The sequence below is a fragment of the Parablautia muri genome, from assembly GCF_009917485.1.
In the GTDB taxonomy this organism is placed as follows: Bacteria; Bacillota; Clostridia; order Lachnospirales; family Lachnospiraceae; genus Suilimivivens; species Suilimivivens muri.
Genome location: NZ_QZDT01000072.1, coordinates 1 through 13150, shown reverse-complemented (window position 1 = coordinate 13150; position 13150 = coordinate 1). Strand labels below are relative to the sequence as shown.

Here is a 13150-nt window from a genome sequence, read left to right as displayed (position 1 = left end):
CTCTGTACTGTGGGTAGTCCATGTAGGGGCGTTTACCGTTCATTTTCCCGCCCCTTTCCCCGTTCCGGCTCACGGCGCAAGATTTTGTCAAGATTACTTTTCACGGTCTGCAATTCCCGGACGTTCTCTTTCTTCTCCCGGTACTCGTTGTAAAGGGCGTTTTTCGCTTTGGTAAGCTGCTCAATCTCCGCTTGTAAGGTCTTGGAAGATGGCAGTTTGGTAATGCCCTGTGCCTTGAAATACCGGGCGGCAGATTCGGCTATGATAAAATCGCTTTCGTGCTGCTCCCGGTAAGCTCTCCGGGCTTTCTCCGTTTTCTGCGCCCGCAATCCGTCACGGGCGGGTTTGGTCTTGATGTAGGCTAATAGCTGTTTCTGCAAGTCCTTTTTCTCCCGCAAGGTGCTTTCCACGGCTTTCAGTTTCCCGGTGGTTTCATGCAGTTCTGTACTGGCGGCGGCAAGGACGGCTTTCAGTTCTTCCGGGGAAGAAAAGCCGGATTCCTCGTAAACGCTCACGGTAGCTGCCATTTGCTTCAAGTTGTGCAAGGTCGCCCACTTTTCATATCCCCGCCCTTTGCCCTCGGCTTTCTTGGCGGCTATGTCTACCATGCGCTGTACGCCGTCTTGTTTCGGGGCGTTTATAACGGCTTTGTTGCGCTGTAAACGGTCTTTTATACTGCGGGGGTATTCCTGCTTGGGTAGGGGCGTTTCGGCGGCTCTGGCGGCGTTCTGTGCGTTTATGGTGAGTGCTTCCAGTACGGCGGCTCGGTCAAAATCATCACCCAGTTTCCGGGCGGTGATGGGCTTCGTCCTGTCCGGCGTGAGATACGATAATCTCCCCCGGCTCTCCTTGACGGTCACGCCCTGTTGTAGCAGTTTCCCGGAAAAATCCTCAAAGGAAACGGCAGAGGACAGGGCGGCTCGGATTGTGCGCCGCAGCTTCTCCTTGTCGGTTTCAAACTTGGTCTGTTTGGGCGGCTCTCCCGTGGCGGCTTGGGAAGCGTTCTCCTTATCCAGTGCGGCTTGTCCTTTCCGTTTCGCCCAATACTCACGCTCGGTAATGCGGTTCTTGCTCCCGTTCAGCAAGTCAATCTGATAGAGGCTTTCCCGGTGGCACATCTCCATGACTTCCGCTTTGAAATACTCCATAGCTGCGTCCGTACAGCGGTGCTTGCAGCCCTCCCTTGTGTCGGCTGGTCTTTCCATGTACGGCAGCAATGGCACTTCCGCAATCCGTAGGGAATTGATTACGATATGCACATGAATGTTGCCGCTGTGGTTATGCCCGTCCGGGTGGGTGCAGACAAGGGCTTGGTGTCCGGGGAAATGCGTCTTGCAAAATTCCTCTCCCAATGCTTGCGCCCGGTCTACGGTCAAGCCGTTGTCTGGTGCGTCACGGGGGTCAAAACTGATAATGTAATGGTGGCTCTTTACGTCCTCCCGTTTCTGGTTCTTGCCGTATTTCAGATTGGAGCGCATACAGGCGATTGCAAAATCTTCATCACCGCAATTAAGGGAAGATATGCGGTAATCGTCACGGGGGAGAAGCCGCCCGTTTCCGTCCAGTGTGGGCTTCATGGTAAACTCGTCATGCTCAAAGGTTAGGTACTGTTCGGCAGCTCCATAATCGGCATTTTTAGAGCTGATATGTTTGAATGTTGCCAACGGCTTCACCTACTTTCTGCAAGACTTCAAACTTCAAGGCGGCAAGCTCCGCTGTGGCGGCTCGTACCTCTTGGGAGAGGGCGTTATAAGGTGCGCCGTACTCGTTTAGACAGCGGGCAATCTGGTTCAAGTTGCCGCCGATTTTCCCGTATTCGGCTGTGAGTTTCCCAACGGCAGAAAGCAGTTCATCATTGACCGGGGAAACAGTAATGACCGGGCGTATGCTTGACTTGATAAGTGCTTGCCGGATAAACTCGGCTTGGCTCATTTTGCAGAGGGTGACACGCTCGGAAAACTCGGCGTATTCTTCCTCGGTCAAGCGTGTCTTGATTACCCGGTGGCGGTGGGGCGTGTTGTATCTTTTCATGGCTTTCAGCTCCTTTCTTTTTATGATTTGCCCTCTCACCAATAGGAGAAAAACAGGGGGCAAAGCGGAAGTGTTTTTTGAAAAATCCGAAAATATTTTTTCGGGGATTTTTCAAGCGGCGCAAGCCGCAAAAAGGCGGGCTTGGGGTGGCAACCCCAACAAGATTCCCATAGGACAAAATGAGCGATTAGCGAAATTTGGTACTGTGGTAGAATCTTGCTCTTAAAAAGTGACGGCTTCCTCTGTGTGGGCTTCCCTCAATACCTTTAGTGCCGCAAGCGGGGATTTTGCCAAAGTAACGGCGATATTTTCCCCCTACTACCTACAAAACCGCAAAAGGCAAAAATGACGGTGATTTGCGGAAATTTGTGAAAATTTCTTTTCGCCCACCCTCCACGGACAGCTTGCGGATTTGCCAAACGGGAGAGGGAATTTCTTTCTATCCCCTTTGCACGGCATAATACTGGCGATTTCTGAAAATGCCAAAAATGGGCGCAAAAAAACAGGAAACCTTTTCTTGATTTCCTGTCTTGGTGTGCCGTTCTATATAGCGGCGGTTATTCAGTTTTTATGTAATTTCAGTTCGGCAAACTGCAAGTACATATTTTTAGATTTCATATAGCAAATAAGTTTCAACAGTACTATATTGCATTATCAATTCTTTATCCTTGTTTGACAGCTCTTGATTGGGGAAATTAGCCACCAATGAGCAAAGATAAATGTAAACAGGACTGTACCTTTGAGAAAAACCCTCTCGTCCGAATTTACCCTGTATAATATCAAATTCATGCTGAATTTGACTGGTACTATTGCAGTCATATAACTTCACCACATTATCTAAATTATTTTTACTTGTATTGTCAATGATTGATTTGGCTGTATTAACTACTACAAAAAGCCACTGGTCTAAATCTGTCAATTTCTTTGGTTTGGCTTTCAGTTTTTCTTTTATGCTGGTATAAATTTCATTTCCCATACTTACCTCCAAATTGAAATAGGCTCGTTACATTTCCTGTTTATCAAAGCGAAACTTGAACAGGGCAGCGACAAGCCGCAAACTGGAAGTTGTCGTGTTCTTTGCAACAATAAAATATCTATTTTTCCAACTATCTAAAAATCTTCTTTTTATCATTTAAATATACGATAAGCAACGTAATTGCAGTCATAATACCTGCCATCACTGCCTTACCTGGTATACCGTCATTAATCTTGTAAATTCCACCAGAAGCATTAACAATACAATGTAACAATACGCATAACCATACACTATTAGTACATTTTCTAACGCACGCCAAAGCAAACGCCATTCCAAATACTCCAAATCCAAAAGCAATATAGCTATGCCCTTCTTGACCTACACCATTTATATAGAATAAAGGAAAATGCCATAACCACCAAATTACGGATACTATAATTGTAGCTACAATATAAGGGTATTTTTCTTCTAGTTCTGACTGAAGAATATAACGCCATCCAGCTTCTTCAAGTCCTCCTCCCAATAACATCAGCGGCACCATAACTAGCATAGCATATAATGGTGCTCCTTTATCATAACCAGCTACAATGCATTGAGGTAACACATATAAAACAGACAATATAACAACAAGTGAATACGATGTTATACCATGCTTAAAATCAAACACATTTTTTATCCATTCCTTAAAACTCTTTACCTTGTCATTTTTCTTTAAAACAATAAAGGATGCAATGGTTGGCGAGTAACCTCCAAGTAAATATGGAACAAATAAAAAATAGTCTTTCTCTAACGAAAAATTATTGAAGCTACAAATCATACAAGTTCCCCAACATATTGTCATTATAATAAATGTATATATTAGAAACTGTCTACTCACTTTACTCATTATACATTCTCCTTAGCCTTGAAAATTCCTATTGAACAAAATCGCTGCGCGATGGCCTGCCATGGCTGTGGCGCAGCGATTTTGTCCAATTAGGAAGTTATCGCTTTCTGATAATCCAATCGTCATCTTGGGTTTTCCTTTCTGCATAGTAACCGCAAGGCATATCCTTTAAGGTACTAACAGAGTTATCTAAATCAAAAACCCATTTTAAAGACACTAACTTTGCTTCATCTGTTTCGTGTGTTTCCCCGCATTGAAATTGCCACATTCCGTCATCTTCATCATGTGATACATATAGAATAGGTGCCTGACGCTCCAATATATGACAACAGATAATCGTAGCAGTATCGGGTGAATCATAAAAAGGAAATTCCATGTCTGTTACTCCTTTCAAACTTCGATTTATTCTTGCCTTTTCATCAGTCGTTTTTTGAATGCTCTAATCCTCGCACCATAGCGGCTTGAATATAGCAAACCCACCAAAAGCATTCCGACTGCAAATCCCTGTACAATATCCAGTCCAGCCATAACTGTCGGATTATCATAAAGACTTGTTCCTTTAATGATAGTGTAGGCTAATACTAAAAGCATTGCTATCCCATTGCATATCCGTACACGCTTATTGTAGCGTTCCGCTTCTGCGTTTGTATAATCCACTGCCCGCAATACAGTTTCTTTCATTTCTTTATCCATATTCTCGCTTTTCCTTTCTCCGTTTAGAATTTCCCGTAAGTCAACTTCATAATAATCTGATATTTCAATCAAAATATCTAAGTCCGGCATATTGTTGCCATTCTCCCAACGGGATATTGTTCTGTTTGATACATTAAATTTTTCTGCAATCTGTTCTTGGGTAAGTCCTTTTTGCTTACGGAGTTCTTTTAAGAATTTTCCGATTTTTTCTTGGTTCATGCTTTTCCTCCTTTCAGAAAAATCCTATCAAAACTGCCCGATAAAAAACAGGACACAAAGCGAGAAATGCCTTATTTTATTACCCGACAAGGTATGTCTACCGATTCCGATTTGTTGTTGCTTTATTATATATCCGTTTTTCCAAAAATGGAAGCAATTTCTTATACTTCCCGTTCATCAAAACGGAATTTGAACAGGGCAGCGACAAGCCGCCGTTTGATATTGTCCTCGGTGTCCTTGTTGACGTGTCCGTTTTCAAGGGAAGCAAGCCGGATTCGCTTGCTGTAATGCCGCAAAACCTCGTCAATGGCTTCCGGCTCGCCGCTGGTCGCCCGGACAATCGTTTCATACGGCACAAGTTTAGGATTCCTCATGGAAAAGCACCTCCATTTCTTCATGCAGCATTTGCAAAGCACTGTGTATGTGATGCCACGCCGTACTCCGGCAGCGTCCGTATAGTTCTCCGATTTCCTGCTGTGTGTAACGTCCAAAAAAGTAAAGGTAGATGATTTCCCTCTTTTTCTCCGGCAGAGAGGACAGGGCTTCGGCAAGCTCCCCGCTCGTAAGGATAACCCTCTGACCGCATATCGTAACAGGGTATTGCTTACAAGGGTCTATAAAATATTTATCTGTTGTACTGAATGGGTAAAACTTTTCTTCGGTGAGGTATTCAAAGGATATTTCCCTTTGCCGCCGCTTATCCCTGTCACGCCATGCGTTGATAGCTGCATAGTGTATGACTACTCTGCAAAAGGCATTAAATGTGTATTCGATATGCTCCTTGTATGCTTCTGTGCAAGCCATAAATAATTCCCTCTTTCTCCCACATAGGGCATTGCATAGTTTACAGTTGTATTTTATAATTCAGAGCAATAACCGCACGTAGTCTGTTATGTCTTAAATACCGCAAATAATATTTTGTATAATCCCATAACCAAAAGCAGACTTGAATTTACCAACAAAACAAGGAACAAGTCTTTTACAAAATACCATACTACCCATAATGGAATCCCTACCATATAGGGCAAACAGAGTAACAGTAGTGGCAATATGCCATGCCTTGTAATGTCAAAGAGTATCAGTCTCGTTGTTTGTTTCTTTTTTTTCCATTTTCTTATTGTTGCTATTGGATATACCGCCACTGCAACCAACGCTAAATATGCCCCATTCAGCAATAGGTGTCTTACAATATACGGGCTGCCAGATATATCATATTGTTCTCTGCCCAAAAGAGCAAATATCACATTTTTGCTTATAATATCCGCCAGTTGGTTCGTGACAAGATAATCGTTCATATTGATGAGGAAAATGATTCCTAATCCGCTTTCCGGCAATAGAAACATATTTGACATATAATTCTCAACCAGTCCGGAATGCCCCAATACAGGCTCTGTATATTCCTCCGTCAAAGTCCACCCCATTCCATAATAATAGGGGCTGTCACCATCTACATATACATTGTCATAAAGCATAGCATTTAAACTGTTTTGACTGACGATTCCCATTCCGCCATTTAGATACATTTGCAGATATTTTGCCATATCTGATACACTGGAACTTAAATAACCTGCCGGAACGGTAGACCATGAATATTTATCGGGATAGTCCGGTTCTCCCGCAATCGGAAGTCCAAAATAATTTCGATACCCTGTTATCAATCCGTTTTCTTTGCTTTGTATAAGTGTTGCTGCCGTATGGCTCATACTTAGTGGAGAGAAAATGTTTTTATCCATATACTCTGAATAGCTAATTGCGCTGACTGCTTCTATAATTTCTCCTAACAATCCATAATTGATATTTGCATATTGATGTTGTCCGTAACTTTCTGTTATTTTTGCATTTCCAAAACGCTGATATGTACCTAAACCGCTTGTCTGATTCAAAAGCTGTCTTATAGTAATTCTATCTCCGTCGGACGCATTTATAAAATAGGCAGAGGTATCAATATAATCAGATATTTTTGTGTCTAAATCTACTTTTTCTTCTTCCACAAGCTGCATAACAGCTAATGCTGTAAATGATTTGCTCAAGGAACCTATAATAAAAGGCGTATCTAAATTATCGCAATTTCCATAAGTTTCAGAAAACAGTACCTCTTTATAGTTTACAATGGCTATCGCCATTCCGGGAATATGCAATTCTTTTATTTCTTTTTTTAACCGGCTGTCAATATCGCTATAATTGCTACTTTTTTCATTTGCCAAAACAGGCTTATACCATATAGAAACAACACAAATTAGTGACAGTATTACACAAATAATCTGTCTGATTTTTCGATTCATAAAACCGTTCCCCTCAATTTATTCTGATATACCATTCGCTATCATTTCCCCTCTAATTTTTTTGTCCCCTCAATTAAAATAGTTATTGATAATTCAAAACTATCTTTTATCAACTGTGTATTACCAAATGCGTTATGATTTTCAAGCAATGCAAAGCCCTCTAAAAAACTCCTAAACATTCTGACTAAATGAACACAATTATCTTGTGAAATATTTAGCGACTTAGTTACTTTGAAAAAAATTGTAAACATTTTTGAAGTCACTTCGTTCATCTGTTCATTTTCAAACTGATTGTACCAAAGCATAGTACTAAAAACTCCTTGATTCTCTATTGCATATTCATGGAAAGCGTAGCACATAGCTCTAATCGCATCATATCCAGAAAGTCCTATTACGGCTTCAATAATTCTGTTCTCTAATTCTTTCCAACCATAAAGCATAAGCTGCTGTTTTAGGTCGTCAAACCCGTCAATATGGTTATAAAGCGATGGGGACTTAACACCTAATTGCGCTGCAAGCGTTTTTAAGGATAAGTTTTCTATGCCTATCGTATTTGCCATATATGCGGCTTCTTTGATAACCGATTCTTTATCAATTTTTATTTTGGGCAAAATAAAGCACCTCCTTTTGTTTACTTCGATTTGTATTTTAACAAATCATATTAGTTATGTCAAGATATTAGTAATTGGAAGGGGATTCCGTAGTCGTAGGCATTCGTGGAAAAATCCAAAAGTTTAGATTTTACCACAATGCTTGTCTTTTGGTCTTTGGTTTCTTTGATTCGGAATAGTGTGGTGCTGGCGGTCTATCTGTTGTTTTCAGTTGCTTGCTTCTTTACCGTACATGAGCATTTGCACCCGGATTATCATTTCCATATCCCTCAAGCAGATTGATTACGCCCCATACGCCCACGCCTGCGCCAATTGCTGTTACGACTGTCTTTAATCCTGTTACCGCTGTTGTAAAAAATGCCATGTTTCTACCTCTTTCTTTCTCATGAAATTGTTTTGTCTGGTTTCCGAAAGAGTTTTTCGTGTAAAATGCCCTGCCTTATGGTAAGATAAAGACAGGGCAATCCTTTAGGAAGAACCCTGCGGGCATCCGGCATATTCAGTTTGGCGATTGGCTATGCCGGACGCTTTGTTTTGTCCTTTCCCAAGCACATTCAAAACTCCGTTTCACTTCTGGACTTTTTGTCCAGAAGTCCTGCGACTGGTTTACAAGTTCCCTATTCAGTTTTTCCATATTCAGTTGTCATGCTTCAATCACGCCCGCATCCTCCACCTCATCAACGGTGTCATTGTCCCTGACTCTTGCTTTACACAGGTTCTTTACATATTTTTCGATGTCTAAGGCGTTCTTGTCGTCAAAATCGGACAGAAGCCGGTACTGCTTGTGCTTGGTGATGTCAAACTTATTGGAGAAAAATGGTCTAACCCCTCTAAGCTGCATGATGCACTTCCCACCGTCCATGACCGCAATCTCATCTTGGCTCATAAGCTCTTTTCCGGTCTTTTGATAATTTAAACCGTAGGACTGCGACGTACCCCTTGTGTCAGAGGTATTGTAAAGGTCTATCGTTTCCTTACCTAAAATTTCCGCCATCTCTTTTAGAGTGGTCTTTTCCTTCCCTCCGAGGAATAAGGTGGTATCACAATTCCCTTCAATGGTGTCGGCGTTGTCCTTATAAATCGCTTTAAGCTGTGACTTCGACTGCAAGATAATGGAAGCCGATATTTCCCGGCTCCGGATTGTGGCAATCAGCTTCTCAAACTTCGGTATCTGCCCGATATTTGCAAACTCATCGAGTAAGCAGCGCACATGGACGGGCAATCTCCCATGATACACATCGTCCGCCCTGTCACAGAGCTGGTTAAAAAGCTGCGTATACATGATAGACACGATAAAATTGAATGTGTCATCAGTATCGGAGATAATGACAAACAACGCTGTCTTTTCATCCCCGATCATATCCAATCCCAACTCGTCATAACTTGTCAGGTCACGCAGCTCTTTGATGTCAAAGGGGGCTAAACGTGCGCCACAGCTAATTAAAATGCTTTTCGCTGTCTTGCCCGCCGCCAGTTTGTATTTTTTATACTGCTTTACCGCAAAATGCTCCGGCTCTCTTTCCTCCAGCTCATCGAACATCAAATCAACGGGATTTTTAAATTCCTCATCGTCCTCCCTTGCTTCGCTGGCATTTATCATGTCAAGCAGGGTAGTGAAATTCTGTTCTTCCTCCACGCACTCATACCAGATATACCCGATCAGTGCGGTGTAATAGAGCTTTTCGGCTTTCACCCAGAAATCTTCGCCGGATTGCTGCCCCTCCCCTTTTGTGTTTAAGATGATTGTGTTTACAAGTTTCAAAATATCCTTCTCGCTCCGGATATAAACGAGAGGATTGTAGTGCATGGATTTTTTAAAGTTAATGGTATTCAGCACTTTCACCCGGTAATTGTTCTTTAAGAGCATTTTTCCGCACTCTACTAATACTGTACCCTTCGGATCAGTGACAACGTATGATGAGTGCATCTGCATCAGGTTCGGTTTTACGAAAAACCTCGTCTTGCCCGAACCGGAGCCGCCGATGACAAGGATATTTTTATTCCTCGCATACTTTGGCTCTCTCGGTCTGCCGGACATCATCAGCCTTTCCGTTTCTGTGAGCAGCACATTGTTCTCAAATACCGGATCGACATAAGGCTCAATATCTTTCGCATTACTCCACCTCGCAGAACCGTACTCCATGCCATGCCGAAACTTCTTGGCGTTCTTGGCTTTGAAATACACCACAAGGCGGAGCGCAATACCGCACCCTATCCCTATCAGCAAATCTTTTGGATGGAAACTTGGTAACGGGTTGGAAAATAAGTCCTCCATCCCCGCCATGACCACCATCGCTTTTGCAGAAGCGTCCTGCCCCGGCGATACCCGCCACAGCCACGCAATTTTGTCGCAGAAATACCCGGCAAGCACATAGGGGAGATTCATAAGGAAAAGTTTCTTTTTGTCAATATTCCCCGTCTTTGCCTTCAGCTTTTCAGGGACTGACTTTAGGTCTTTGGCAATGCCCTCTACGATTTTACTCATAATGACTGCCCCCTGTCCTTCTGGTGTTCCCTTGCCCTCTCCCGGTTCTTGTCCTTTCCCAACTGTTCCCGGAACTGCGCCAGCTTCTCCTTTACGGAAATGCGGCTGTGCTTTTTCTCATTTACTTTTACAAATTCCCGGAATGCCTGTGTTATCACATCTGCATCCTTCCCTTTGAAAAACACCATATATTTCGGCGGGGAAACTGTCTTGTCCTTTTTCACAGCGAACTGCACGTTGTACTTCTTTGCCACTCTCTCAAAAGTTTTGATGTTGTTATCTGTCACCTCTATGCTCGAAGCACCCATACCCTGACCGACCAGCTCTTTCACTGATATTTTTCCATGCGGCATCTGCTTTCCCTGTTTCTGGTGTTCCAGATACATCTTCATAGCCTTTTTCAGCACATCGGCAGTCAGCCGGGAAGATTTAAACACAAGGGCAATCGTTTTCTGTGTCACTTCCTCCTGCATGGTTTTCCTCCTTCCTTTTTATTGCTGTACGCCCGTTAGGGTGGGACGTACAGCCTGCGGATTAAATATTTCATAAGCTCTCCTTCCCACTTCTGGACAAAAAGTCCAAAAGTCTTATAAACGCAAAAAGGGCAGCTACAAACCGCTGTTTACGGTCTATAACTGCCCTTACGCTGTTTTTCTGTATTTACTTTTTAGTTTCCTTCCCCACACAAAACACGAAAATACTTCTTTTTCTCCGAGATTTCCTCCTGCCTGTCTTTGGAAAACGACTGGAATATCTTGTCATAGCTAAGTTCCACAAGCGGCGTTCCCAGCACAGATGTTAATATTTCATGCTCATACCATATCCGCCAGAGTTCCTCAAACAGTTCCTTACTGTCCGAAAATGCCATTGCCGAATCAAAGCCTTTCCCATCACTGAACCATTGCAGACGGACAAAGCCGAACCTCTCGGCATCCACCACCATTACATCGGTCAGCTCATACAGCTCCGCAAACGCATCCGCCACCTTCCGGCATTTTGCCCGTTGTTCTTCCGTAATATATTTTTCCGCCATAACGCCTCCTAACTTACTTCTGGACAAAAAGTCCAAAAGTCATCCATTCTCTTTCAAACAGCAGATTGTGCAGAGGTCAGCGTATAATACACCCTCCCCGCATTTTATTGTGTCAAACAAAAGGCACTGGAACAGCACGTCACGCACACCCGCAAGGCTGACAATGCCATGTTCCTTCTCTGAAAAGCCTGTGCCGGAAATATCCATCTCCGCCGATGCCGCCCGCCTTGCCGAGATGCAGTGCGTGTAAAGTCCGAGGATATATTTATCCGACATAGGGAAAGCGAATGTTTCCTGCCCGTCATATGTCACCCTGTATTTATCCTGTTCCCCTTCCGGCAGTTCAAAGAAACACTGCACTGTTTCCAGATAAGTATGCCCGTCAAAATCCGGCTTTATTTTCTTTCCGTACCTGCGGATTGTGGAAAAGAGGGTATTCCGGTCAATAAAGGAACGGGTACGCTTAAAAGCCGGTTTCCTGCCTTTGATGTCCATGTAAACATTATTCCCTGTCCCCTTCCCGGCAAACCTGCCATAATCGCCAATCCGCAGCAGATAGGACAGCACCTCCAGCAGCTTTTCCCTTGACGCAATCTCCTGATAAGGGGAACTGCCAAATTCTATCCTCACAAACCTTAACGGGCAGCTCCCCTTTGCAATCTCCCGTTCCATTACCCGGTCAATATCCCTCATGGATTCCATTTATCCATCTCCTTCCGCTTTGGGCTGGAACATCCCTTTTTCTTCCCAACCGCCGCCATACATATCATGCTGCACCAACTGCTGGTAATAGTGGTTCATGGTGTTAGGCGCATTGTAGAGGGCAGTCACCATGTACGCCCTGATGTTGGCTATCTTGGTTGTGGTTTCCCTCATGCACCCGATAACATACTCCAAATGGGAGCTGTTCAGCTTTAAAAACTTTGATTTTACAAGCTCATAAGGGTAATCTTCCCCGTTGACCTTTACCGTCTTACGCTTCACGCACACAATCTCGCAGATAACCTCATACAGTTCCTCATACAGCCCCTTATCCTGCCAGTCCCCATATTTCATGTGATGCTCGTATTCAATATTGTCACGAATAATTTCCATGTAGGCAGTGGCATTATCCATCACATCAATCATATCATTATCCGGCTTGCCCGGTTCCTGTTTTTCTGTTTCCCTATCCGATTGATTGATAGGATTGGTATAACTCAGATCAGTATAATTAGTATTGTTATAATTAGGGTTCGATTTTTGAACTTCCAGAGGTTCGATTTCTGAACTTCCAGAAGTCTGCTTTTTGAAACTCTTGAAGTCTGTTTTTTGAACTTCCAGAAGTTCAATTTCTGAACTTCTGGAATCCTGATTCTTGTACTTCTTGAAATTCAATTTCTGAACTTCTGTGGAAACATCAGTGCCTGCGGGTTCTTCCGCTGTGCCTTCCCCACCTGCGGGCGGCTCTGATAAGACAAAGTTCTTGACATATATGATGTCCGGCTTTCCCAATCCCTGCCTTTTCTTCTCAATCAGACCAATCCCTTTTTTGCTGTCAAGCTCCGCAAGCACCTTTGCACAGGTGGCTCTGGCGCACCCCAAATCTTCCATGATGTTCTCAACCGTATAATGGATATACGCCCTGTTCTCATCATCAAACCAGCCGTTTTTCATGGATAATGCCATCCTGTCAAGCATCAGACCGTAAAGGAGTTTCGCATCACTGGATAAGCCTTTGAAACGCCTGTCTTTTATCAGCAGCCTCGGCACTCTGTAAAAGGAAAACTGTTCCGCTTCCGCACCGTAATAGTAATCGAATTTCAAACCGCCATCCATTCTGCCCGACCTCCTTCCTATTGTCTTTTCTTCCATTCATCCAATAGCTGAATGATGATGCCCTCTATTTCCTCACTGCTGCAGTCCTCCGCAAAATATTCGCTGATTTTATCCGC

At 43.4% G+C, this 13150-nt stretch carries 17 protein-coding genes; 1 reads left to right on the top strand and 16 read right to left on the bottom strand.

Annotation, left to right across the window (positions count from 1 at the left end):
• Window positions 1-32: 32 nt before the first annotated feature.
• Together D5281_RS22280 and D5281_RS22275 are read right to left on the bottom strand one after the other, a co-directional pair.
• Window positions 33-1664, bottom strand: coding sequence for a relaxase/mobilization nuclease domain-containing protein (locus D5281_RS22280; protein ID WP_160562151.1), 1632 nt, complete (start codon window positions 1662-1664; stop codon window positions 33-35).
• The gene (locus tag D5281_RS22275) at window positions 1636-2031 is read right to left on the bottom strand and encodes a plasmid mobilization protein (RefSeq protein ID WP_004068264.1); all 396 of its coding nucleotides are present in this window, start codon (window positions 2029-2031) and stop codon (window positions 1636-1638) included. The genes D5281_RS22280 and D5281_RS22275 overlap by 29 nt, the downstream gene beginning before the upstream one ends.
• A 70-nt stretch (window positions 2032-2101) precedes the next feature.
• On the opposite strand from D5281_RS22275, the gene D5281_RS22270 reads away from it, so the two are divergent.
• On the top strand, window positions 2102-2257 hold the full coding sequence (locus D5281_RS22270) for a hypothetical protein (RefSeq protein WP_160562150.1): 156 nt from the start codon (window positions 2102-2104) through the stop codon (window positions 2255-2257).
• A 381-nt stretch (window positions 2258-2638) separates the two neighbouring features.
• Here the strand turns inward: D5281_RS22270 and D5281_RS22265 are convergent, their stop codons facing one another.
• The 14 genes from D5281_RS22265 to D5281_RS22200 form a co-directional block, all read right to left on the bottom strand.
• Entirely contained in the window at window positions 2639-3007 is a 369-nt protein-coding gene (locus tag D5281_RS22265; RefSeq protein ID WP_160562149.1) for a hypothetical protein, read from the bottom strand.
• 130 nt (window positions 3008-3137) lie between these two features.
• Window positions 3138-3893 carry a CPBP family intramembrane glutamic endopeptidase gene (locus D5281_RS22260; RefSeq protein ID WP_160562148.1) on the bottom strand — a complete coding sequence of 252 codons (756 nt, stop codon included), beginning with the start codon at window positions 3891-3893 and terminating at the stop codon, window positions 3138-3140.
• Between the two features lie 97 nt (window positions 3894-3990).
• Entirely contained in the window at window positions 3991-4269 is a 279-nt protein-coding gene (locus D5281_RS22255; RefSeq protein ID WP_160562147.1) for a hypothetical protein, read from the bottom strand.
• Window positions 4270-4295: 26 nt separating this feature from the next.
• Complete coding sequence (locus D5281_RS22250; protein ID WP_160562146.1) at window positions 4296-4805, bottom strand: helix-turn-helix domain-containing protein; 510 nt, start codon at window positions 4803-4805, stop codon at window positions 4296-4298.
• A 161-nt stretch (window positions 4806-4966) separates the two neighbouring features.
• Window positions 4967-5179 (bottom strand): helix-turn-helix domain-containing protein, encoded by a 213-nt coding sequence (locus D5281_RS22245; protein WP_160562145.1) that lies wholly within the window; start codon window positions 5177-5179, stop codon window positions 4967-4969.
• A complete protein-coding gene (locus D5281_RS22240; RefSeq protein WP_160562144.1) occupies window positions 5166-5609 on the bottom strand; it encodes an RNA polymerase sigma factor in 444 nt (147 codons plus the stop codon). Before D5281_RS22240 ends, D5281_RS22245 begins: the two co-directional genes overlap by 14 nt.
• An 86-nt stretch (window positions 5610-5695) precedes the next feature.
• Window positions 5696-7087, bottom strand: a complete 1392-nt coding sequence (locus D5281_RS22235) for a serine hydrolase domain-containing protein (RefSeq protein WP_160562143.1) — start codon at window positions 7085-7087, stop codon at window positions 5696-5698.
• 41 nt (window positions 7088-7128) lie between these two features.
• On the bottom strand, window positions 7129-7698 hold the full coding sequence (locus D5281_RS22230; RefSeq protein WP_160562142.1) for a TetR/AcrR family transcriptional regulator: 570 nt from the start codon (window positions 7696-7698) through the stop codon (window positions 7129-7131).
• Between the two features lie 223 nt (window positions 7699-7921).
• Window positions 7922-8062 (bottom strand): Maff2 family mobile element protein, encoded by a 141-nt coding sequence (locus D5281_RS22225; protein WP_016300915.1) that lies wholly within the window; start codon window positions 8060-8062, stop codon window positions 7922-7924.
• A 279-nt stretch (window positions 8063-8341) separates the two neighbouring features.
• Window positions 8342-10183, bottom strand: coding sequence for a VirD4-like conjugal transfer protein, CD1115 family (locus D5281_RS22220; RefSeq protein ID WP_277935549.1), 1842 nt, complete (start codon window positions 10181-10183; stop codon window positions 8342-8344).
• Window positions 10180-10656 carry a PcfB family protein gene (locus D5281_RS22215; protein ID WP_160562141.1) on the bottom strand — a complete coding sequence of 159 codons (477 nt, stop codon included), beginning with the start codon at window positions 10654-10656 and terminating at the stop codon, window positions 10180-10182. The genes D5281_RS22220 and D5281_RS22215 overlap by 4 nt, the downstream gene beginning before the upstream one ends.
• A gap of 194 nt (window positions 10657-10850) precedes the next feature.
• Window positions 10851-11216: a hypothetical protein gene (locus D5281_RS22210; RefSeq protein ID WP_160562140.1), complete on the bottom strand. Its 366-nt coding sequence runs from the start codon at window positions 11214-11216 to the stop codon at window positions 10851-10853.
• A 39-nt stretch (window positions 11217-11255) separates the two neighbouring features.
• The gene (locus tag D5281_RS22205; protein ID WP_160562139.1) at window positions 11256-11918 is read right to left on the bottom strand and encodes a hypothetical protein; all 663 of its coding nucleotides are present in this window, start codon (window positions 11916-11918) and stop codon (window positions 11256-11258) included.
• Window positions 11919-13034, bottom strand: a complete 1116-nt coding sequence (locus D5281_RS22200) for a DUF6017 domain-containing protein (RefSeq protein WP_160562138.1) — start codon at window positions 13032-13034, stop codon at window positions 11919-11921.
• Window positions 13035-13150 lie beyond the last annotated feature (116 nt).

What these genes read in the sequence shown, in the direction of transcription:
- D5281_RS22275 (WP_004068264.1), bottom strand. Translation starts at nt 2,031, where the DNA reads ATGAAAAGATACAACACGCCCCACCGCCACCGGGTAATCAAGACACGC.
- D5281_RS22265 (WP_160562149.1), bottom strand. Translation starts at nt 3,007, where the DNA reads ATGGGAAATGAAATTTATACCAGCATAAAAGAAAAACTGAAAGCCAAA.
- D5281_RS22260 (WP_160562148.1), bottom strand. Translation starts at nt 3,893, where the DNA reads ATGAGTAAAGTGAGTAGACAGTTTCTAATATATACATTTATTATAATG.
- D5281_RS22255 (WP_160562147.1), bottom strand. Translation starts at nt 4,269, where the DNA reads ATGGAATTTCCTTTTTATGATTCACCCGATACTGCTACGATTATCTGT.
- D5281_RS22250 (WP_160562146.1), bottom strand. Translation starts at nt 4,805, where the DNA reads ATGAACCAAGAAAAAATCGGAAAATTCTTAAAAGAACTCCGTAAGCAA.
- D5281_RS22245 (WP_160562145.1), bottom strand. Translation starts at nt 5,179, where the DNA reads ATGAGGAATCCTAAACTTGTGCCGTATGAAACGATTGTCCGGGCGACC.
- D5281_RS22240 (WP_160562144.1), bottom strand. Translation starts at nt 5,609, where the DNA reads ATGGCTTGCACAGAAGCATACAAGGAGCATATCGAATACACATTTAAT.
- D5281_RS22235 (WP_160562143.1), bottom strand. Translation starts at nt 7,087, where the DNA reads ATGAATCGAAAAATCAGACAGATTATTTGTGTAATACTGTCACTAATT.
- D5281_RS22225 (WP_016300915.1), bottom strand. Translation starts at nt 8,062, where the DNA reads ATGGCATTTTTTACAACAGCGGTAACAGGATTAAAGACAGTCGTAACA.
- D5281_RS22220 (WP_277935549.1), bottom strand. Translation starts at nt 10,183, where the DNA reads ATGAGTAAAATCGTAGAGGGCATTGCCAAAGACCTAAAGTCAGTCCCT.
- D5281_RS22215 (WP_160562141.1), bottom strand. Translation starts at nt 10,656, where the DNA reads ATGCAGGAGGAAGTGACACAGAAAACGATTGCCCTTGTGTTTAAATCT.
- D5281_RS22210 (WP_160562140.1), bottom strand. Translation starts at nt 11,216, where the DNA reads ATGGCGGAAAAATATATTACGGAAGAACAACGGGCAAAATGCCGGAAG.
- D5281_RS22205 (WP_160562139.1), bottom strand. Translation starts at nt 11,918, where the DNA reads ATGGAATCCATGAGGGATATTGACCGGGTAATGGAACGGGAGATTGCA.
- D5281_RS22200 (WP_160562138.1), bottom strand. Translation starts at nt 13,034, where the DNA reads ATGGATGGCGGTTTGAAATTCGATTACTATTACGGTGCGGAAGCGGAA.